This window comes from Paramagnetospirillum sp., from assembly GCF_058402745.1.
This window is the reverse complement of the sequence record NZ_JBZVFI010000019.1, coordinates 58,373-77,949: the sequence shown is the minus strand read 5'-3', so window position 1 is coordinate 77,949 and position 19,577 is coordinate 58,373. Positions and strand designations below refer to the sequence as shown.

Below are 19,577 nucleotides of genomic sequence, written 5' to 3'. Positions count from 1 at the left end.
CCCTCCGCGCCGTTCAGGCCATCAGCCGGCGGTGACGTAGGCCCGCATGGCCTCGGCTTCGAATTCCGCCCGCTCCAGGCTGTTGGACACCAGATCACGGATGGAGACGATGCCTTTCATCTGGCCATTGTCCATGACCGGCATGTGGCGGAAATGATGGGTCGACATGGTGCTCATTACCGAGGCGACGGTATCGCCGACCTGACAGGTCAGCGGATTGCGGGTCATGTGGTCGCCCACCGGCGTCTCAAGGATGGCGGCTCCGTGCGCCGCCAGACAGCGGGTGACGTCACGTTCGGTGAAGATGCCGAGCGTCCTGTCCTTCTCGTCCACCACCAGGACCGCCCCCACCTTGAAGGCCGCCATGCCCTGGACCGCCTCGATCATGGCCTTGGACGGGAGTATCTTGAAAACCTTGCTGCCCTTCTTGTGCAGGATTTCGGAAACGAGCATCGGCGCTTCTCCCCTTTTTCATCGGACGTGGACGCAGGATAACCTGAATGATGCAGTCCACAAATCGCGATAACGGATAGGGCGGCGCTACCACCAGCTTGAATCTTGTCGCACCGCACCAAATATGCAAAGACTTACCGAATTAATTCGGAGAGCCCTGCCGTGAGCCGTTCATCCCTGATCCATCCGCTGACCGAGCCACCGAATCCCGCGCAATTGCTGGAGGTGGCGCCGGGAGTGCGGTGGGTCCGCATGCCGTTGCCCTTTGCCCTGGACCACATCAATCTGTGGGTTCTGGACGATGGCGAGGGTGTGGTGCTGGTGGATACCGGCCTGGGCAACGACGCCACCAAGGCCCTGTGGGAGGACATCTTCGCCGGTCCGCTGGCGGGCAAGCGGGTGAACCGGCTGGTCGCCACCCATTTCCATCCCGACCACATGGGGCTGGCCGGCTGGCTGTGCGACAGGCTGGGGGTGGATCTCACCGCCATGATGCGCGAATGGCTGTTCGGGCGCATGCTGTGGCTGGAGGATACTCCCGAATTCGTCGCCAACCAGCTGCGCTACTACACCCGCATCGGCCTGGATGCCGAGCAGCTGGAGGGAGTCAAGGAACGGCGCAATACCTATCGCTCGCGCATCGACATCATGCCGGTCCGCGTCATCGGCATCCGCCATGGGGACGAGATGACCATCGGCGGGCGGACCTGGCGGGTGATCGAGGGTGGCGGGCATTCGCCCGAGCATGCCTGCCTGTATTGCCAGGAGGCCGGGCTGCTGATTTCCGGCGACCAGGTGCTGCCGCGCATCTCGCCCATCGTCGGCGTGTGGCCGCAGCAGCCGGAATCCGAACCGCTGTCCCTGTTCCTCGACGCCCTGGACCGTTTGCGCCAGCTGCCGGCCGATACCCTGGTGCTGCCCTCCCACGGGCTGCCGTTCCAGGGGTTGCACACCCGTATCGACGACCTCAAGGCCCACCACGCCGAGCGGCTGGAAAAGACTCTGTCCGCCTGTGTCGAGCCCGCCACGGCGGTGCAGGTGCTGAAGATCTTGTTCACCCGGCCGCTGGACGCCCATCAATTGGGCTTCGCCACCGGCGAGACCCTGGCCCATCTCCATCACCTGATGAAGCGGGGGAAAGTGGAGCGGAGTTTGGAAGCGGACGGGGTATGGCGCTATCGGCGGGCCTGAGCCCGCCACCGGCTATCCCGCGCAGGCGGCGCCTTCCGGCTTGCAATACAGCCCGTACAGGGTATCGATCACCGCGCGCGCCTCGATGCCGGCCAGGGAATAGAAGATGGTCTGGGCCTGACGCCGGGTGGTGACCAGGGAGTCGCGGCGCAGGCGGGCCAGATGCTGCGACAGTGCCGACTGGGACAGGCCGATGATGCGTTCAAGCTCGCCCACCGACTTCTCGCCGGGAAGCAGCTGACACAGGATCATCAGGCGGTGCTCATTGCTCATGGCCTTCAGCAAGGCGCTGGCCCGGCGGGCGCTTTCCTGAAGTTTTTCCAATTCCATGACCGCTTTCCTCAAATCTCGGATGTCACATATATAATATCACTGATCCACGCTAATTCAATCCATATACAAAACGGCGCCGCTCGATGGCGAGCGGCGCCGATATATTACGCAATTTAATGTGTATATTGTCAGGCGCTGACGGCTTCGCGGGTTTCCCCCAGGGTGGCCAGCACCGTCGCCACGATGCCCGAGGCGTTGAGGCCGATCTTCTCGTACTGGATGGTCGGGGTGTCATGCTCGACGAAGGCATCGGGGAGCGCCAGGGGGCGGACCTTGAGGCCGCGATCCAGGGCGCCCTTGGCCGCCAGCAGGTGCAGCACATGGCTGGCGAAGCCGCCGACCGAGCCCTCCTCGACGGTGATCAGCACCTCGTGCTCGCGCGCCATGCGCAGGATCAGCTCTTCGTCCAGCGGCTTCATGAAGCGGGCATCCACCACGGTGGGGGCAAGGCCACGGGTGGCCAACTCGTCGGATGCCTTCAACACCTCGGCCAGACGGGTGCCGAGCGACAGGATGGCGACGCGGTTGCCCTCGCGTACCACGCGGCCCTTGCCGATGGGCATCACGGAGCCGCGTTCGGGCAGTTCGACGCCCACACCCTCGCCACGCGGGTAGCGGAAGGCCGAGGGGCGGTCGTCGATGGCCACGGCGGTGGCGACGGCGTGCATCAGCTCGGCCTCGTCGGACGGGCACATGATGACGATGTCGGGCAGGCAGCCCAGGAAAGCCATGTCGTAGGAGCCGGCATGGGTGGCGCCGTCGGCGCCCACCAGACCGGCGCGGTCGATGGCGAAGCGCACGGGGAGCTTCTGCAACACCACGTCGTGCTGCACCTGGTCGTAGGCCCGCTGCAGGAACGAGGAGTAGATGGCGCAGAACGGCTTGAAGCCCTCGGTGGCCAGGCCGCCGGCGAAGGTCACCGCGTGCTGCTCGGCGATGCCCACGTCGAAGGTGCGCGCCGGGAAACGGTCGCCGAACTTGTCCAGCCCGGTTCCCGCCGGCATGGCGGCGGTGATGGCGACGATGCGGTCGTCCACCTCGGCCTCGGCGATCAGCGCCTTGGAGAACACCGAGGTGTAGGACGGCGCGTTGGCCTTGGGCTTTTCCAGCTGGCCGGTCAGCACGTCGAAGCGGCCCACGCCGTGATACTTGTCGGCGGCGGCCTCGGCCGGCGGATAGCCGCGGCCCTTCTTGGTCACCACATGCAGCAGGACGGGGCGGGTCTCGTCGGAATCGCGGACGTTCTTCAGCACCGGCAGAAGGTGCTCGAAATTGTGGCCGTCGATGGGGCCGACGTAATAGAAGCCCAACTCCTCGAACAGCGTGCCGCCGCCCGAGACCATGCCGCGGGCGTATTCCTCGGCGCGGCCCATGGCGCGTTCCAGGGGAGGCGGCAGCAGGTGGGCCAGATCCTTCACCAGATGGCGCAGCGAGTGGTAGGACGGCGACGACAGCAGCCGCGACAGGTGGGCCGACAGGGCGCCCACCGGCGGAGCGATGGACATGTCGTTGTCGTTGAGGATGACGATCAGGCGCGAGCCCGCCGCGCCGGCATTGTTCATGGCCTCGTAGGCCTGGCCGGCGCTCATGGCGCCGTCGCCGATCACCGCGATGACGTTGTTGGTGCCGCCCTTGAGGTCGCGCGCCACCGCCATGCCCAGCGCCGCCGAGATGGAGGTGGAGGAATGGCCGGCGCCGAAGGGGTCGTACTCACTCTCGGACCTGCGGGTGAAGCCCGACAGTCCGCCGCCCTGGCGCATGGTGCGCATGCGGTGGCGGCGCCCGGTGAGGATCTTGTGGGGATAGGCCTGATGGCCCACGTCCCAGATCAGCCGGTCGCGCGGCGTGTCGAAGATGTGGTGCAGCGCCACGGTCAATTCGGCGACGCCCAGGCCGGCGCCGAGATGGCCGCCGGTGAACGATACCGATTGAATCATTTCCTGGCGGACCTCATGGGTCAGCTGCTCCAGCTCCTCGATGGAGAAGTCGCGGATGTCGGCCGGGCTCGACACGCGGTCGAGCAGGGACGACTTGGGCTTTCCGGGGACGGGGGGAGGAGTCATGACCTTAGGACCTCACGAACGGCGGCGAACGACGAAGCGGGCAACGTCCCGCATCAGATCGGCCTTCTCGCCGAAGGGATCGAGATGGCGGCAGGCCTGTTCGGCCAGCATGTCCGCCTGGGATTTGGCGCGCTCGAGGCCGAGCAGCGACACGAAGGTCGCCTTGCCGGCATCGGCGTCCTTGTTGAGGCGCTTGCCCACCTCGGCCACGTCGCCTTCCACATCCAGGATGTCGTCGGCGATCTGGAAGGCCAGGCCCAGGTCGTGGGCGTAATTGCGCAATGCCAGGCGCAGCTCGCCATGGGCCTTGCCCAGCACGGCGCCGGCCTCGCACGAGAACGAGAACAGGCGGCCGGTCTTCAGCTGCTGCAGCCGGGTGATGCCCGCCACGTCCAGGTCCAGGGTGTGGGCCTGAAGATCGATCATCTGGCCGCCGACCATGCCCTGGCCGCCCGAGGCGTGGGCCAGATCGGCCACCAGTTCGCAGCGCACCGACGGATCGGCGTGGGTGGCGGGATTGACCAGCACCTCGAACGCCTTGGTCAGCAATGCGTCGCCGGCCAAGAGCGCGGTGGCCTCGTCGAACGCCTTGTGGCAGGTGGGACGGCCGCGGCGCAGGTCGTCGTCGTCCATGCAGGGCAGGTCGTCATGAACCAGCGAATAGCAGTGGATCATCTCGATGGCGCAGGCGACGCGGATCGCGGCGCTTTCCGCCACGTTGAACAGGCTGGCCGACTGCATCACCAGGAAGGGGCGCAACCGCTTGCCGCCGTCCAGGGTGGCGTAGCGCATGGCCTCGTGAACCCGGGAATCGGGCGATTCGGAAACCGGCAACAGGCGGTCCAGCTCGGAATTGACGGCCTGGCTGACGACGGTCAGAGCCTCGGTGAGGCGCGGAGACATGGGAGAATCAGTCAATGGTTCACTCGACTTTCAAGGATCACACGTTATTTCCGGCCTCAAGGGCCACGCTGCCATCGGGACCCGATACGATCCGCTCGACCTTGGTTCGCGCCTCTTCCAGCTTGGCCTCGCAATGCTTCTTCAGCAGCGCGCCGCGCTCGTAGGCGACGATGGAATCATCAAGGCGGCCCTTGCCTTCCTCCAGCCGGCGCACGATGAGATCCAGTTCGGCCAGGGCCTCCTCGAAACTCATGGCGGCGATGTCGGTGGGGATGTCTGCCATGGGGACTCTTGATTAAACAACCTGTATCGGGTCTTCCAACGAAGCGCGGAAGTTTACGGGTGGCGCTTCCCGAAGGCAAGCGCCACTGCGTACCATTTGAAAAAAGTCGCGGGGGTATGGCGAAACTTTTTTACATTCCCATCAGGGCGCGGACGTGCTCGCGGGCGCTGGCCGCCAGGGCGCGCAGGTCATAGCCGCCTTCCAGCAGCGAGACCACCCGGTTGCCCGCCGTCTCCTCCGCCACCTGGAGCAATTGCCGGGTGACCCAGCCGAAATCGGCGGTGGTCAGCCGCAGATGGGCCAGGGGGTCGGCGGCATGGGCGTCGAAGCCGGCCGAGATGATCAGGAAATCGGGCGCGAACTCCCGCAGCCGGGGCAGCAGGATGTCGGTGAAGGCCATGCGGTAGTCGTCGGATCCCGTGCCCGCCGGCAGCGGGACGTTGACCATGATGCCCTCGCCGCCGGTTTCGTCGGCCAGGCCGGTATTGGGATAGGCGTGCTCCTGGTGGGTGGAGGCATAGAGCATGCCGGGCTCGTCCCACAGGATGTGCTGGGTGCCATTGCCGTGATGCACGTCGATATCGACGACCGCCACCCGTTTGAAGCCGTGGGCGTCGCGGGCGTGCAGCGCCGCGATGGCGGCATTGTTGAAGAAGCAGAAGCCCATGGCGTTGTCGCGTTCGGCATGATGGCCGGGCGGTCGCGTGGCGCAGAAGCAGTTGCGGACCTGCCCCGTGGCCACGGCATCCACCGCCGCGATGCCGGCGCCTGCCGAACGCAGCGCGGCCTCGCCCGAATAGCGCGACAGAATGGTGTCGGGATCCAGGTGGTGGTGGCCGTCGCTGTTGGGCACCGAATCCAGCACGTAGTCGATGTGGCTGAGCGGGTGGGCCCGCATCAGCTGTTCCATGGTGGCGTGCGGCGCTTCGTCGCGCAGCAGCATCATGAACTCTTCGCTCTCCAGAGCGGCGAGGACGGCCTTGATACGGTCGGCGCATTCGGGGTGATAATCGCCCGTGTCATGCTGCAGACAGACTGGGTGCGTGAACAGCAACGTTGTCATTCTGGCTTGGACGTCCCGCGTTTATATGAATTTTCTGTATTCTCGGGGAAAGGGAGGGCAATTTCCATCCCTGTTTTTTGCATGGGACGGCAGCGTATGAGCGCGAAAAAGCGGGCCGATCAATTGTTGGTGGATAGAGGGCTGGTGGAAAGCCGCTCCAAGGCCCAGGCCCTGATCATGGCCGGTCTGGTCTACAGCGGCGATCGGCGGGTGGACAAGCCGGGCACCGCGCTGCCCGAGGATTGCGCCCTGGAGCTCAAGGGCCAGGATCATCCATGGGTGTCGCGGGGCGGCCTCAAACTGGCCAAGGCCATCGAGGCGTTCGGCATCGACCCCGCCGGCAAGGTGGCCATCGACGTGGGGGCCTCCACCGGAGGGTTCACCGACGTGCTGCTGGCCTTCGGCGCGGCGCGGGTCTATGCCGTCGATGTCGGCCACGGGCAACTGGCCTGGAAGCTCAGAAGCGATTCCCGCGTGGTGGTGCTGGAACGCACCAACGCCCGCCACCTGACGGCCGAGCGGATACCCGAGCCGGTGGACATGGTGGTGTGCGACGCCAGCTTCATCGGGCTGGAAACCGTGCTGCCCGCCGCCCTCGCCCTGGCCCGGCCGGGAGCGGTGCTGGCGGCGCTGATCAAGCCGCAATTCGAGGTGGGCAAGGGGCGGGTGGGCAAGGGCGGCGTGGTGCGCGAGCCCGAACTGCACGCCGAGGTCTGCGAGCGAATCCGCCTCTGGCTGGATAGTCTGCCGGGATGGCGGGTGGAAGGGATCACCGAAAGTCCCATCCTGGGGCCGGAGGGCAACAAGGAATTCCTCATCGTCGGGCGGTTCGAGGGCGCGCCGTGTGCTCCCGTTTCGAACTGAACGCCAATTCCCGCGAACTCGCACGGCGCTTCCGCCTGACGGTGCCGCCGCCGCTGCCGTCCGCCAGGGAACTTCGCCCAACCGATTCCGTCCTGGCGATCGGCGGTGACGGCGCTCGCCTGATGCGCTGGGGCCTGGTGGTGGAGTGGCAGGCGGCGCCGCTGATCAACGCCCGGGCCGAGACCCTGGCGTCCAGGCCGACCTTCCGTCCGTTGCTGGCCAGGGGGCGGGTGCTGGTGCCGGCCACCGCGTGGTGGGAATGGCCCCGGCGAGCCAAGACCCGGATCGCACCCGTGGACGGAGAGATCCTGGCCTTCGCCGGACTGACCGATGGAGAGCGGGTGGTGATCGTCACCTGCGCCCCCGGCGACGGCCTTGCCGCGATCCACGACCGCATGCCCGTGGTGCTGAAGCCCGCGGAAGAGGGGAGATGGCTGGACGGCGCAATGCCTTTCGACGCCGTTGCTCCGCTCATGCGCCCCGATGACGGGCCGTACGCCGTCACGACCGAAGCCGCCCAGGGCGACCTGTTCGGCTAGAGCGGCGAGCGTCAAATATGAGACACGCTGTCATGCTGAGCACAGCGAAGCATCTTTCAGCCTGAGGCGATTGCCGCAGGTGCCTGAAAGACCCTTCGCCGAAGCTCAGGGTGACAATCTGTCTCTGATTTGACGCTCGATGCTTTAGTTGAGGGCGTGCTCGCGCCGGAACTGCTCCAGGCCGCGCGCCCAGTCGCAGAGACGGTCCCTGTGGTGGATGGCGGCGGCCTCCACCTCCTCGCACAGGATGGCGGCGACCTTGGCGCAGCCGTCCTCGGCCGCCAGGACGGTTTCCGCCCATTCGGCGACGATGATCAGGGGCAGGTGCTCGTGGCAGGCGACGGCTTCCAGCTGCTCGGCCGTCAAGCCGCTGAAGGCGATACAGTCTTCCAGGCTCAACATGGCGAATCTCCCCACGCTTTCCGGAACCGACTAAGGTAAACAGCTTACCACATAATTCGGTGCCGGGGATGCGCTGCCCCGGCGTATCGGGCCTGCGCGGATGGAGGTGGTGCGTACCAGGGAGCCTCCCCCAACAGCAGATTCCGGACGTCGGGATGGGCCGGCGGGGCCAAGTCCCGCAGGCGGGCGATGCGCTCGGCGGTGGTGGGATGGGTGCGGATCAGCTGCCACCAGCCGGGCGGCGTCAAGGTGTCGTAGCGGCGCTCCAGGCGGGCCAGCGCGGAAATGAGCCCCACGGGCGAGCCGCACAGACGGGCCGCTTCGGCGTCGGCGGCGAATTCCCGGGTGCGCGACAGGCGCAGGCGCAGCAGATCGCAGCCGACGGGCGACAGGGCCAGCAGGGCGATGGCCGCCATATTCGGCGAGGCTTCCGCCGCCAGCATGTCGGGCAGGAACAGCACCAGCAGGATCAGAGTGGCGGCCGCCAGGCCATGGGTCAGGTTGCCGGCGGTGTCGGCCAGGCGCAGCAGCTTGAGATCTCCGGCCCGGATATGGGCGATTTCGTGGGCCAGCACGGCGGCGGTCTCTTCCGGCGAGAAGTGCAGGAGGGCTCCCTCGGACAGGGCGATGGCGCAATGCCGCCCCCAGCCGGCCGACAGGGCGGTGACGGACGCCGAAGGGATGATCAGCAGAGGGGGCACGGTTTCCAGCCCGGCGCGACGGCACAATTCCATATGGACGCGCCACAGGCCCGGTGCGGCTTGAACCGGCAACGGACGGGCGCGGTAGACGGCCCGCATCATGGCGACCGAGTTGCTCGGACTCACCGCCAGGGCGAGGGCGGCGCCCGCCAGGGCGGCGAGGATTCCCAATTCCCCCGCCAGCAGCCAGCCGGCCAGCGACATCAGCAGGGCGATGGCGGCCAGGACGAAGGCGGTGTCGCGGCGATTGCGCCGAGCCTGGTCTCGCAGCGACCGATAGTCCAGCATGGGACGCTCCCGGTAAGAGTGGGGCGCCGTCCGGATGTCCGGCGGCGCCCCAGCGGATCATGCTACTTGGCCGCGATGGGAATCTTGCGTCCCGTTTCCTTCGGCCGCTCGACCTTGGGCAGGGTGACGGTGAGCACACCGTTCTCGTACTTGGCTTCGGTGGTGCTCTCATCCACGTCGCCCACGGCCACCGAGCGTTCGAAATGGCCGAACCAGCGTTCGGACACCAAGCCGCGCTCGGTCTTTTCCTCGCTTTCGGTCTTCTTCTCGCCCTTCAGGGTGAGAATGCCGTCGCGCAGGCTGAGTTCCACGTCATCGGGCCCCAGACCCGGCAGCTCGGCGATGACCGACACCGCCTTGTCGTCGTCGCGCACTTCCAGGGTGGGGAAGCGATGGCCGGCGAAAACGGTCGGCACGTCGAAGCCGTGCCAGAGATCGTCGAACATCCGGTTGATGCCGCGCTGGAGCGCGAAGAACGGCTCGAGGCGCCCCTCGCGGGAGGCCAGAGGCGTATGGCCCTTGGGAATCATGGTGCGGTTCATGACTGTCCTCCATCGCAATGTTGCACGCCCGCGTGCCGCGTTGCCCGGGGCGGGTGAAACGTTGCCGATGGCCGGCCCGACGCCAGATCCCCGAATGGGGCCGGCGGACACCCGCGCCCGCGGAGTGCGGCACGCGCACGGGAAGGCTTCGTTCGAACACCTTCCCACTCTTCGATGTAAGGTGGGGTGTCACGCCGTCAAGGCATGGTTTCGTCATTTATATCAGTGTGTTGCGCATGGCGGATATGATCGGCCGGCATGGTTTCGGCCAATATTACCAAAGGTTAATCGCGGTGAAATGCTGCGGTAACCCGGCGCCTGCCATGATCCCTTCATCAGGTTGGAGATGGCGGTCGGCGGCAAGTTTGCGCTCCTCGCCAAAGCCTCTCGAACCCGGCGGAATTGAACTCCCCGCCGCACGGCTGGCCGCTTCTTCCCCCCGAGCGGTCAAGTCGAACCACCGGCAGCGTCCCCCCGCTGCCGGGCACCGGAAAAAGGCCCCCGCGCTCTCCCCCCTGGCGCGGGGGCTTTTCCGTGAGGGGGGTTGATTGTATGGTCCCCGTCACAACAAGGTAAATGGGCAGATGCGCATCCTTCTGATCGAGGACGACAGCGAAGCGGCGGCTTACATGGCCAAGGGCCTGAAGGAAGCCGGCCATGTGGTCGATCACGCCGCCACCGGCACCGACGGCCTGTTCCTGGCGACGTCGGAACGCTGGGACGCCATGATCATCGACCGCATGCTGCCCGGCCTGGACGGTCTGGCCATCATCCAGGCGCTGCGCGCCGCCGGCAACACCACGCCGGTGCTGGTGCTCTCCGCGCTGGGCAAGGTGGACGACCGGGTGAGGGGCCTCAAGGCGGGCGGCGACGACTATCTGGTCAAGCCTTACGCCTTCGCCGAGCTGCTGGCCCGCATCGAGGCGTTGTCGCGCCGGGTGTCCACATCCCAGCCGGAGACCCGGCTCAAGGTCGAGGACCTGGAGATGGACCTCCTGGCCCGCACGGTGATGCGGGGCGGGCAGGAGATCGACCTGCAGCCGCGCGAGTTCCGGCTGCTGGAATACCTCATGCGCCACGCCGGCCAGGTGGTGACCCGCACCATGCTGCTGGAGAACGTCTGGGAGTATCATTTCGACCCCCAGACCAACCTGATCGACGTCCATATCAGCCGGTTGCGCCAGAAGGTGGACAAGGATTTCGAACTGCCGCTGATCCATACGGTCCGCGGCGCCGGATACACCCTTCGTGCGGCCCGCTAGCCTTCTCCGCACCACCACCTTCCGGCTGGCGCTGAGCTATCTCGGCATCTTCACCGTCTCGGCCATCGCGCTGCTGGCCCTGGTGTCGTGGAGCACCACCATGTTCATCGAGTGGCAGGTGCAGGAAACGGTGGAGGCCGAGGCCACCGGCCTGTCCGAGGTCTATCACTCGCGCGATCTCGGCGGTCTGGCCGAGATCATCGGCCAGCGCATGCGCCAGGACATCGAAAGCCGCAACACCTATCTGCTGATGGGCCATTCCGGCCACATCCTGGCCGGCAACATCAAATCCTGGCCGGCCGAGGTGTCCAGCCAGCTGGGCTGGGTCCGCTTCCGGCTGATCCAGGTGGGCAGCGTCGGCCCGGGAATCGAGGTGCTGGCCCATGTCTACGAGCTGGCCGACGGCTACCGCCTGCTGGTCGGGCGTTCGCTGGCCGACGCCAAGCGGGTGAAATCGGCCATCAACCGGGCGCTGGGCTGGGGCCTGGCGCTGACCATCCTGCTGGGCGTGGTGGGCGGCTATTTCACCAGCCGCCACCTGTTGCAGCGGGTCGAGGAGATGAGCCGCACGGCGCGCCGCATCTTCGGCGGCGACATGAGCCAGCGCATGCAGGTCTCGGGGATCGACGACGAGTTCGATTCCCTGGCCGAGAGCTTCAACGAGATGATGGACGAGCTGGAGCGTCTGCTGGAAGGCATCCGCACCGTCTCGGACAACATCGCCCACGACCTGCGCACGCCCCTGAACCGCCTGCGCTCGCGCATCGATCTGGTGCTGCTGGGCGAGGCGGACCGCGACGCCTATCGCCGTACCCTCGAGGAAACGCTGGCCGAGGCCGACCACCTTCTGGCCACCTTCAACGCCATCCTGACCATATCCCACGCCGAATCGGCGGCGCGGCTCGACCGCTTCGAGGTCATCGATCCCGCCACCCTGGCCGCCGACGTGGTCGAGCTTTACGAACCCCTGGCCGAGGAGAAGGGCATCCGTCTCCAGTGCCGGGCCGATGGCGGCCTTGCCCTCAAGGTCGATCGCCACCTGCTTTTCCAGGCGCTGGCCAATCTGGTGGACAACGCCGTCAAGTATACGCCCGCCGGTGGCGAGGTGGCGGTCGCCGTCGAGGGCGGCCCCGGCTCGGTGATCCTGTCGGTGGCCGACAGCGGCCCCGGCATTCCCGAGGACGCCCGCGACAGCGTGCTCGAACGTTTCGTCCGCCTGGACGCCACCCGCTCGACGCCGGGCAACGGCCTGGGCCTGTCGCTGGTCCAGGCGGTGGCGCGGCTGCACGGCGCGCGGCTCTCGCTGGGCGGCAATCAGCCCGGGCTGGTGGTGCGGATGGAATTCACCGTGAAAGATCCCCCGGCTTGAAGCGCAGGATCATCTGGCGCGGCCAGGGCTTGCCGTCGTCGGGGGGCAGCTGCAGCGGCTGGGACATGCGCAGCGCCAGCAGGAACGTTTCCAGCATCCGCTTGGTGGTGCCGTCGGGCAGCGCCGAATAGCCCTTGATCACCGCGTCCGGATTCCACGGCGAATCCTTGTGCATGGGGCCGGACAGGGTTCCGTCGCGGTTGATCAGCAGGCTGGCGGTCAGCACCATGTCGCTGCCCCGCAAGGCGTTGGAATTGAAATGCCACATGGCCACCACCTGGGCCAGGACCTTGTCCTGGGCGCTCTGGGTCAGGCTGCCGGCGGATTGGGCCGGGCGCGATGACGCGCCGCTCTCGGCCGACAGCCCCGTCGCGGCCACGGCTGGCCTCGGGGCGGGTTCGGGGCGGGGGGCGGGACGCGGTGCCGCCGACTTTTCGGCCAGGGGCGCGGGTTCCAGCTGTGGACGCTGCAAGGGCGGAGGAGGCGGGGCCGGCTGGACCTTGGGCGGCTCGGGCGGCGGCTCGGGCGGCGGCTCCCGGGCCGGCGGGGGCGGTGGTCTGGGTGGTTCGCGGACCACCTCCACCTCCATGCTTCGCTCGCTGTGCTCCCTGGGCAGCAGATCCGGCCAGGCCTCCATCTGCAGCAACAGGGCGACCAGTGCATGCAGCGCCGCCGACAGGATGAAGGCGGCCGTCGGCCGCCGGTCAACCGTACCCGGATGCATCAGGGCCTTTCCGCCCGGCAGGCGGGAATCTGCCAGATCAGGGCCAGAAGGGTCAGCAGGGCGGGCACGCCGAGGCCCACCGCCCAGGCCACCGGCGGCCAATGGCCGTCCACCTTGTCCCACAGGCCGATCAGGGCGCCAAGCCCCCACTGGATGATGAAGGCGGCCACGAAGATGGTCAGGTTGAGGCTGGTGTTGACCCGTCCGGCGAGGCGCAGCGGAAAGCGTCGGGTCAGCACGGCGTAATTGATCGAGCAGGCCGTGCCGGTCAGGCCGTAGAACGTCGCGAGCGCCAGAGGCGCGGCGGTCCATCCCGCCGCCATGGCGCCCAGGGCCAGGACATGCAGGCCCATGCCGATGGCCCCTTGGGTGATGGGCGGGATGCCCAGCTTCTCCAGCTTCTCGGCCATGGCTCCCACCGAGAGGTAGCCCAGCGCCATGGCCGCCGCCATCACGGTCAGGCCGGTGGCCGACTGATCGGGCGTGAATCCTGCCATGTCGCGCAGCCAGGGACCGGCCCACAGCCCTTGGATGGACATGAAGCTGCCCATGGACAGCATGGTGGCCGGCGCAACCCGCCAGAAGCCGGCGTCACGGTAGATCTCGGCCACTTCGGCGATCTGGGCGCGCAATCCACCGGCGCCCGGCGGCGGGTGGCGGTCGGGGACGGCCAGCCAGAGGAAGGCGCTGGCGCCCAGCGTCAGGACGGCGACGCCGGCATAGACCCCGCGCCAGTCGGTCACCTGCAGGGCGGCCTGGACCGGGGCGGTGGCGGCGATGGCGCCCAGGCCGCCGGCGCCCAGGATGATGCCGTTCATCAGGGGAATGCGGGGTTGCGGGAAGAACTGGACGTTGGCCTTCAGCGCCGCCATCAGGCAGGACGAGACGCCGAATCCCACCAGGGCGCGGCCGATCACCAGGGCGGGGACCGATTCGGCCAGGGAAAAGGCGAAGGCGCCGGCGGCGGCGAAGCACAGCAGGATGCTCTCCACCCGGCGGGGGCCGAAGCGGTCGAGCAGGATGCCGAGCGGCAGCTGGGCGGCGGCGAAGGTGATGAAATACACCCCGGTCATCAGGCCGATGTCGCCGCCGTCGAGATGGATGGCGCGACCGATCTCGGGGGCCAGCACCGCGTTCACCGTCCGGTAGAGGTAGGACAGGAAGTAGCCCGCCGCGAAGGGCAGGACCACCCGCCCCAACATGGCGGATACGGTAGTCTGGGCGGAGTTGGGCACCGGGCGGATCCTTGGAAAGCGGCCCCTCATGGAAGACCTTGGCCGGGGCGGGAGCAACTGAAAAATTCTCAACGCACCATGCATGGTCCGGGAACGTCGGATTTCCGCAATTCGGATAACCGCAATCGACATGAACGACGTCGAACGGATAGGAAGCGCCGCGATTTCGCATTCCATCGAGGTACATGCTGATGAAGCGCCTGGCCGGTCATCTTTATTTCTGGGTTCTGCTTGCCATCTTTGCCGGTGGTGCTCTCGGCTATTTCTATCCCGATGTGGGCGTCAGCCTGAAACCGCTGGGTGACGGATTCATCTCGCTGGTCAAGATGCTCATCGCCCCGGTGATCTTCTGCACCGTGGTGCTGGGCATCGCGGGGGCCGGCGACATGAAGAAGGTCGGCCGGGTCGGTGGCAAGGCCCTGGTCTATTTCGAGGTGGTGTCCACCTTCGCCCTGGTGATCGGCCTGGTGGTGATGACGGTGCTCAAGCCCGGTGACGGCTTCCACGCCGACCCGGCCCAGCTGGACGCCAAGGCGGTGGCCAAGTACGCCAAGGCCGCCACCGAGCAGAGCACCGTGGATTTCATCCTGCACATCATTCCCAAGACCCTGGTGGACGCCTTCACCGGTTCGGGCGATCTGCTGCAGGTGCTGCTGGTGGCCATCCTGTTCGGCTACGCCATGACCCGCATGGGACGGGCCGGACAGGGCGTGCACATGTTCATCGAGGAATGCTCGCACATCTTCTTCGCCATGATGAACATCATCATGAAGCTTGCCCCCCTGGGGGCCGGCGGGGCGATGGCCTTCACCATCGGCAAGTACGGCGTGGCGGCGCTGAAGCCCCTGGCCGCGCTGATGGGCAGCTTCTATCTCACCTGCTTCCTGTTCGTGGCGATCGTGCTGGGCGGCATCGCCCTGGTGGTCGGCTTCAACATCTTCAAGTTCATCGCCTACATCAAGGAAGAGCTGCTGACCGTGCTCGGCACCTCCTCGTCGGAATCGGCCCTGGTGCCGCTGATGAACAAGCTCGAGGCCATGGGCTGCTCCAAGTCGGTGGTCGGGCTGGTGGTTCCCTCGGGCTATTCCTTCAACCTGGACGGCACCAACATCTACCTGACCATGGCCGCCCTGTTCGTCGCCCAGGCGCTGGACATCGAACTGAGCTTTACCCAGCAGCTCACCCTGCTCGGCGTGGCCATGCTGACCTCAAAGGGGGCGTCGGGCGTCACCGGGGCGGGGTTCATCACCCTGGCCGCCACCCTGGCGGTGGTCCCCTCGGTTCCGGTGGCCGGTCTGGCCCTGATCCTCGGCATCGACCGTTTCATGTCCGAGGCCCGGGCGCTGACCAATTTCGTCGGCAACGGCGTGGCCGCCGTGGTGGTCTCCAAATGGGAGAAGGAATTGGATCAGGACAAGATGAAGGAGGTCCTGGGCTAGGCTGTCCCCCCACCCCAGGATCAAACTGGGCCCGTCCGGCCGGTGCCGGACGGGCCCCTTGTTCTCATTCGGCTGCGATGCCGGGACGAGCCAGGGCGATGCCCGGCCAGGCCCGGACCGAAGCGGCCCGGTATTGCGGCGGATAGCTCATCTCTGCTCCCAGGGCCTGGGCGGCGTGCCAGACCCAGCGGGGATTGTCGAGGAAGCCGCGCCCGATGGCGATCAGGTCGGCGGCGCCCTGTTCCAGGGCGGCCTCGGCCTGGGCGGGCGTGGCGATCAGGCCCACGGCGCGGGTGGGAATCCCCGCCTCGCGGCGGATGCGCGCCGCCAGATCGATCTGGTAGCCGGGGCCGAGGGGAATCTTGGCATGGGGCACTAGCCCCCCCGAAGACACGCAGACGAAGTCGATGCCGGCCGCCTTGAAGGCCTTGGCGTAGACCACCGCCTGATCGGCGTCCCAGCCGCCTTCGACCCAGTCGGTGGCGCTGATCCGCAGGCCCAGCGGCTTGTCGGCCGGCCAGACCGCGCGTACCGCGGCGATGACCTCCAGCGGGAAGCGCATCCGGTTTTCCAGACTGCCGCCGTATTCATCGGTGCGTTGGTTGGAGAGCGGCGACAGGAACTGGTGCAGCAGGTAGCCGTGGGCGGAATGCAGTTCGATCAGGTCGAATCCGACCCGGAGGGCCCGGTGGGCGGCATCCACGAAGGCCTGCTTCAACCGGACGAGGTCATCGTCTGTCGCCGCCACTGGGGCCGGCCAGCCCTCGTCGAAAGGCAGGGCCGAGGCGGAAATGGTCGGCCAGCCGTCGGGCGAGAACTTGCCGCCCTCCCACGGCGGGGCGGAACCGCCCTTGCGCCCGGCATGGGCCAACTGCACCCCGATGGCTCCGCCGCCGCCGAAGCTCTTCAGGGCGCCGACCAGCCGGGTGAGAGCCATCTCGGTGGCGTCGTCGTAGAGGCCCAGGCACTTGGGCGAGATGCGGCCCTCGGGGCTTACGCCCGTGGCCTCGATCACCACCATGCCGGGACCGGACGCCGCCAGGGCGCCGTAATGCATCAGGTGCCAGTCCTGGGCCAGACCTTCCACCGCCGAATACTGGCACATGGGGGCGACGGCGACGCGGTTGGGGATGGTCAGGCCGCGCAGTTGGAGCGGCTGGAACAGACGGGGCTGGGTGGTCATGCGGGCCTCTGGAGGGTGGGGGAAAGATGGGCTTGGATGACGATCTCGGCGCAGGCGGCGACCGAGGCGGAGGGGCCGTCGGCTCCCATGGTGTTGCCGGCGGAATAGGCGCCCTCCAGCAGCAGCATGAGATGATCGGTGAGCGGCTTGGGCTGGGCGAGGCCTAGTCCCGTCACCAGGACGGACAGGCGGCGGCGCAGCTCCTCCATGTGGCGGGCCACCACCTGGCGGCCGGGATGGGCTGGGTCGGGAAACTCCACCGACATGTTGACGAAGGGACACCCCCGGTACTGAGAGCCCGAGGTGCGCTTGGCCACCGCCTCGAACAGGGCGCGCAACTGGCGCAAGGGATCTCCGGGATGACGCGCCACCACCGAATCCCACCACTCCCAGTACATCCTGTCGCGCATGTCCAGGAAGGCGGCGATCAGGTCGTCCTTGGAGGGAAAGGCGCGATAAAGGCTCATCTTGGCGACGCCGGCCCGCTCGATCACCGTGTCTATGCCGATGGCGCGGATGCCTTCGCGGTAGAACAGATCGTTGGCGGCCGCCAGAATCCGGTCGCGGGCGGTGAGCTTGCCGATGGGGGCGTTCATCGTATGGCTTTTGACCTGGGCTTCCATGATTGACATGATACAGACCTGTCTGTACTAGTCAAATGATACAGACCTGTCTACCTCATTTCCCGGAGAATCCCATGTTCCAGCCGGCTTCCGCCCCCCGTCTGCACTATGGCTGGATCGCCGCCGGGCTGACTTTCGTCACCCTGCTGGTGGCGGCGGTCATGTCGCTGATGATCGGCCGCAAGCTGGGGCCGCGGCCGGTGACGGAAGGAGTGGCGGCATGACCCATTATCTCGAGGATCTCACGCCCGGCCGGGTGTTCTCGTCGCCCTCGTACGAGGTGACGGTGGAAGACATCAAGGGCTTCGCCGCCGCCTGGGACCCGCAGCACTTCCATCTGGACGAGGACTCGGCCGAGGAGTCGTTCTTCGCCGGGCTGGCGGCGTCGGGCTGGCACACGGCGGCGGCCACCATGCGCCTGATGGTGACCAGTGAGCTGAAACTGCCACTGGGTATCATCGGCAGCGGCCTGGAATACCTGAAATGGCACCGTCCGGTACGCCCCGGCGACGTGCTGACCTTGCGCATCGAGGTGGTGGAGACCCGCGAGATGCGCTCCAGGCCCGGAATGGGGCTGGCCCGCTTCCGGGTCGAGACCCTGGATGCCGGAGGGCAGGCGGTGCAGACCCTGGAAACTCAGCTGGTGGTGCCGACCCGCGCGGGCAATCCGGCCCAATAGCCGTAGAGCTGTTCCCGGCTGCCGGCGAAGACCGAGCGGTTGCCGCGCTCCACGCCCCGAACGGCGCGGGTGCGGTCGCGGAATGGTCCGCCGGCCACCGCATCGTCGCCGGCATATTGCCACAGGCGCCAGCTTTTGGCCGTCCAGGCGCGGGGCAGTTCCGGCTCGTACCGGTAATCGGCCAGCCACAGGTCGCAGGCGGCGAGAATCGAATCGGGCTCGATGGCTCCGCCCAGACTTTGGCCCACCATGATCTCGCCATCGGCCCAGGCCGGGGGGACATAAAGCAGCGGCAGGCGGCCGGTGGTGTCGGCGATTTCCCGCACGAAGTCCTCGGCGGCATCGAGCCGCATGGAATTGGCCGGTACCCGGCCGTTGGGCTCCAGGTCGAGCACCAGCAAGGTAGCGGGGTCGGGGCGGGCGGCGGCCAGGAACATTCGGGCCTGGACGCGCCCGGGATGCTGCCTCGTGCCGAAATGGTAGGCTCCCCAAAGCAGGTCCGCCGCCATGGCTGCGGCCCGGCGTTCCTCGTAGCGGGGGTCCTGCCAGTCGCCCTCGCTGGCCTTGTGGATCACCGCGAGGATGCCGCTGCCGTCACGGGCGGCGGCGAAGCTCTTGACCGGATTGGCGTGGTGCAGGTCGATCACCGCGTTGAGGCCCGCCAGGGCGGGCTCGTCCACCACGCCGGGGGTGGCCTTGGCGCGGGACGGCCGGGCGGGCCGGGCCGGTTCCGAGGCGCAGGCGGCCAGGCCCAGCGCCAGTCCGCCCGCCAGCCCGCGGGCCAGAAGATCCCGACGGCGCATCACTCGTCCTTCTTGGGGGTGACGGTCTTGGGCTTCCAGGCGGCCACGGTGACCGGCTTGCCGGTCTGCGAGCGCATCATGCGGGGCTTCAAGACCTGATCGATGGAATCCACCGCCGAGGCCGGCTTGTTGCGGGCGGCGGCCTCCTCGGAATAGTACTTCACCATGTCGGCGAAGGGGATTTCCTCGTTGATGCCCTTGGCCATGGCCAAGGCGACGGGGGCGTGCTCGACGATCTTCTTGGTCAGCTGGTCGGCTGTGTAGGGGCCGTAGCGCCGCCAGATGCCGTCGAGGAAATGGCTGACCTGCTCGGACAGCATGTTGCCCTCGATCATGGTCGGCCGCCCGAAGGCGAAGGCGTGGAACACCGTGGGCTCGATGGGGCCGAAGGCGTCGGTGACGAAGGTGGCGGGCATCAGCTTGCGGCCGTGATAGGCCACGGCGAAATAGGCCTGCGACAGATAGAGCAGGCGGTGCAGCTTTTGCGGCTGGATGTACTCGCGATCGTTCAGCGCCTGGTCGGAGATCCAGAACACCACGTCGAGGCAGGATTTAACGGCTATGGGCATCGGGACCGGTTTCCTTGAAGCGATGCCGATGATAGCGTCGTCGGGGGCGCAAATCAAAGGAGCCGG

General features: G+C 67.2%; 23 protein-coding genes. 8 read left to right on the top strand and 15 right to left on the bottom strand.

Annotated elements, in window-relative coordinates:
- Positions 1–21: 21 nt before the first annotated feature.
- The gene (locus ACV4UZ_RS19925) at positions 22–453 is read right to left on the bottom strand and encodes a CBS domain-containing protein (RefSeq protein ID WP_491602534.1); all 432 of its coding nucleotides are present in this window, start codon (positions 451–453) and stop codon (positions 22–24) included.
- A gap of 162 nt (positions 454–615) precedes the next feature.
- Here ACV4UZ_RS19925 and ACV4UZ_RS19920 point away from each other — a divergent pair, with 162 nt between their 5' ends.
- Complete coding sequence (locus ACV4UZ_RS19920; protein ID WP_491602533.1) at positions 616–1,644, top strand: MBL fold metallo-hydrolase; 1,029 nt, start codon at positions 616–618, stop codon at positions 1,642–1,644.
- Between the two features lie 12 nt (positions 1,645–1,656).
- On the opposite strand, the gene ACV4UZ_RS19915 is transcribed toward ACV4UZ_RS19920, so the two are convergent.
- The 5 genes from ACV4UZ_RS19915 to ACV4UZ_RS19895 all read right to left on the bottom strand — a co-directional run bounded on the left by ACV4UZ_RS19915 (position 1,657) and on the right by ACV4UZ_RS19895 (position 6,289).
- Entirely contained in the window at positions 1,657–1,974 is a 318-nt protein-coding gene (locus ACV4UZ_RS19915; RefSeq protein ID WP_068433977.1) for an ArsR/SmtB family transcription factor, read from the bottom strand.
- A 131-nt stretch (positions 1,975–2,105) separates the two neighbouring features.
- Entirely contained in the window at positions 2,106–4,040 is a 1,935-nt protein-coding gene (gene dxs, locus ACV4UZ_RS19910; protein WP_491602532.1) for a 1-deoxy-D-xylulose-5-phosphate synthase, read from the bottom strand.
- Positions 4,041–4,052: 12 nt separating this feature from the next.
- A complete protein-coding gene (locus tag ACV4UZ_RS19905; protein WP_491602531.1) occupies positions 4,053–4,943 on the bottom strand; it encodes a polyprenyl synthetase family protein in 891 nt (296 codons plus the stop codon).
- A gap of 37 nt (positions 4,944–4,980) precedes the next feature.
- Positions 4,981–5,226 carry an exodeoxyribonuclease VII small subunit gene (locus ACV4UZ_RS19900; protein WP_491602530.1) on the bottom strand — a complete coding sequence of 82 codons (246 nt, stop codon included), beginning with the start codon at positions 5,224–5,226 and terminating at the stop codon, positions 4,981–4,983.
- A 130-nt stretch (positions 5,227–5,356) separates the two neighbouring features.
- Entirely contained in the window at positions 5,357–6,289 is a 933-nt protein-coding gene (locus ACV4UZ_RS19895) for a histone deacetylase family protein (protein WP_491602529.1), read from the bottom strand.
- 96 nt (positions 6,290–6,385) lie between these two features.
- Here ACV4UZ_RS19895 and ACV4UZ_RS19890 point away from each other — a divergent pair, with 96 nt between their 5' ends.
- Positions 6,386–7,153 (top strand): TlyA family RNA methyltransferase, encoded by a 768-nt coding sequence (locus ACV4UZ_RS19890; protein WP_491602528.1) that lies wholly within the window; start codon positions 6,386–6,388, stop codon positions 7,151–7,153.
- Positions 7,132–7,692 carry an SOS response-associated peptidase gene (locus ACV4UZ_RS19885; RefSeq protein ID WP_491602527.1) on the top strand — a complete coding sequence of 187 codons (561 nt, stop codon included), beginning with the start codon at positions 7,132–7,134 and terminating at the stop codon, positions 7,690–7,692. Before ACV4UZ_RS19890 ends, ACV4UZ_RS19885 begins: the two co-directional genes overlap by 22 nt.
- A 144-nt stretch (positions 7,693–7,836) precedes the next feature.
- Here the strand turns inward: ACV4UZ_RS19885 and ACV4UZ_RS19880 are convergent, their stop codons facing one another.
- From ACV4UZ_RS19880 to ACV4UZ_RS19870, 3 genes are all read right to left on the bottom strand, one after another.
- On the bottom strand, positions 7,837–8,094 hold the full coding sequence (locus ACV4UZ_RS19880) for a hypothetical protein (RefSeq protein ID WP_491602526.1): 258 nt from the start codon (positions 8,092–8,094) through the stop codon (positions 7,837–7,839).
- 44 nt (positions 8,095–8,138) lie between these two features.
- On the bottom strand, positions 8,139–9,083 hold the full coding sequence (locus tag ACV4UZ_RS19875) for a M48 family metalloprotease (RefSeq protein ID WP_491602525.1): 945 nt from the start codon (positions 9,081–9,083) through the stop codon (positions 8,139–8,141).
- A gap of 62 nt (positions 9,084–9,145) precedes the next feature.
- Entirely contained in the window at positions 9,146–9,625 is a 480-nt protein-coding gene (locus ACV4UZ_RS19870; RefSeq protein ID WP_491602524.1) for an Hsp20/alpha crystallin family protein, read from the bottom strand.
- Positions 9,626–10,209: 584 nt separating this feature from the next.
- Here ACV4UZ_RS19870 and ACV4UZ_RS19865 point away from each other — a divergent pair.
- Both ACV4UZ_RS19865 and ACV4UZ_RS19860 read left to right on the top strand, forming a co-directional pair.
- The gene (locus ACV4UZ_RS19865) at positions 10,210–10,887 is read left to right on the top strand and encodes a winged helix-turn-helix domain-containing protein (RefSeq protein WP_491602523.1); all 678 of its coding nucleotides are present in this window, start codon (positions 10,210–10,212) and stop codon (positions 10,885–10,887) included.
- Entirely contained in the window at positions 10,874–12,256 is a 1,383-nt protein-coding gene (locus ACV4UZ_RS19860; RefSeq protein WP_491602522.1) for a sensor histidine kinase, read from the top strand. The genes ACV4UZ_RS19865 and ACV4UZ_RS19860 overlap by 14 nt, the downstream gene beginning before the upstream one ends.
- Here the strand turns inward: ACV4UZ_RS19860 and ACV4UZ_RS19855 are convergent.
- The gene (locus ACV4UZ_RS19855; RefSeq protein WP_491602521.1) at positions 12,231–12,980 is read right to left on the bottom strand and encodes an energy transducer TonB; all 750 of its coding nucleotides are present in this window, start codon (positions 12,978–12,980) and stop codon (positions 12,231–12,233) included. The two genes, ACV4UZ_RS19860 and ACV4UZ_RS19855, sit on opposite strands and share 26 nt — an antisense overlap.
- Entirely contained in the window at positions 12,980–14,215 is a 1,236-nt protein-coding gene (locus ACV4UZ_RS19850) for an MFS transporter (protein ID WP_491602520.1), read from the bottom strand. The genes ACV4UZ_RS19855 and ACV4UZ_RS19850 overlap by 1 nt, the downstream gene beginning before the upstream one ends.
- A gap of 191 nt (positions 14,216–14,406) precedes the next feature.
- On the opposite strand from ACV4UZ_RS19850, the gene ACV4UZ_RS19845 reads away from it, so the two are divergent.
- Complete coding sequence (locus ACV4UZ_RS19845; protein ID WP_491602519.1) at positions 14,407–15,654, top strand: dicarboxylate/amino acid:cation symporter; 1,248 nt, start codon at positions 14,407–14,409, stop codon at positions 15,652–15,654.
- 64 nt (positions 15,655–15,718) lie between these two features.
- Here ACV4UZ_RS19845 and ACV4UZ_RS19840 read toward each other — a convergent pair whose 3' ends face one another.
- Together ACV4UZ_RS19840 and ACV4UZ_RS19835 are read right to left on the bottom strand one after the other, a co-directional pair.
- Positions 15,719–16,837, bottom strand: a complete 1,119-nt coding sequence (locus ACV4UZ_RS19840) for an NADH:flavin oxidoreductase/NADH oxidase (protein ID WP_491602518.1) — start codon at positions 16,835–16,837, stop codon at positions 15,719–15,721.
- The gene (locus tag ACV4UZ_RS19835; RefSeq protein WP_491602517.1) at positions 16,834–17,469 is read right to left on the bottom strand and encodes a TetR/AcrR family transcriptional regulator; all 636 of its coding nucleotides are present in this window, start codon (positions 17,467–17,469) and stop codon (positions 16,834–16,836) included. The genes ACV4UZ_RS19840 and ACV4UZ_RS19835 overlap by 4 nt, the downstream gene beginning before the upstream one ends.
- A 65-nt stretch (positions 17,470–17,534) precedes the next feature.
- On the opposite strand from ACV4UZ_RS19835, the gene ACV4UZ_RS19830 reads away from it, so the two are divergent.
- Together ACV4UZ_RS19830 and ACV4UZ_RS19825 are read left to right on the top strand one after the other, a co-directional pair.
- Positions 17,535–17,684 (top strand): hypothetical protein, encoded by a 150-nt coding sequence (locus ACV4UZ_RS19830; RefSeq protein WP_491602516.1) that lies wholly within the window; start codon positions 17,535–17,537, stop codon positions 17,682–17,684.
- Positions 17,681–18,139, top strand: coding sequence for a MaoC family dehydratase (locus tag ACV4UZ_RS19825; protein ID WP_491602515.1), 459 nt, complete (start codon positions 17,681–17,683; stop codon positions 18,137–18,139). The genes ACV4UZ_RS19830 and ACV4UZ_RS19825 overlap by 4 nt, the downstream gene beginning before the upstream one ends.
- On the opposite strand, the gene ACV4UZ_RS19820 is transcribed toward ACV4UZ_RS19825, so the two are convergent.
- Both ACV4UZ_RS19820 and ACV4UZ_RS19815 read right to left on the bottom strand, forming a co-directional pair.
- Positions 18,097–18,942, bottom strand: a complete 846-nt coding sequence (locus tag ACV4UZ_RS19820; protein ID WP_491602514.1) for a glycoside hydrolase family 25 protein — start codon at positions 18,940–18,942, stop codon at positions 18,097–18,099. The two genes, ACV4UZ_RS19825 and ACV4UZ_RS19820, sit on opposite strands and share 43 nt — an antisense overlap.
- Entirely contained in the window at positions 18,942–19,511 is a 570-nt protein-coding gene (locus ACV4UZ_RS19815) for a Panacea domain-containing protein (protein ID WP_491602513.1), read from the bottom strand. Before ACV4UZ_RS19815 ends, ACV4UZ_RS19820 begins: the two co-directional genes overlap by 1 nt.
- Positions 19,512–19,577: the final 66 nt, after the last annotated feature.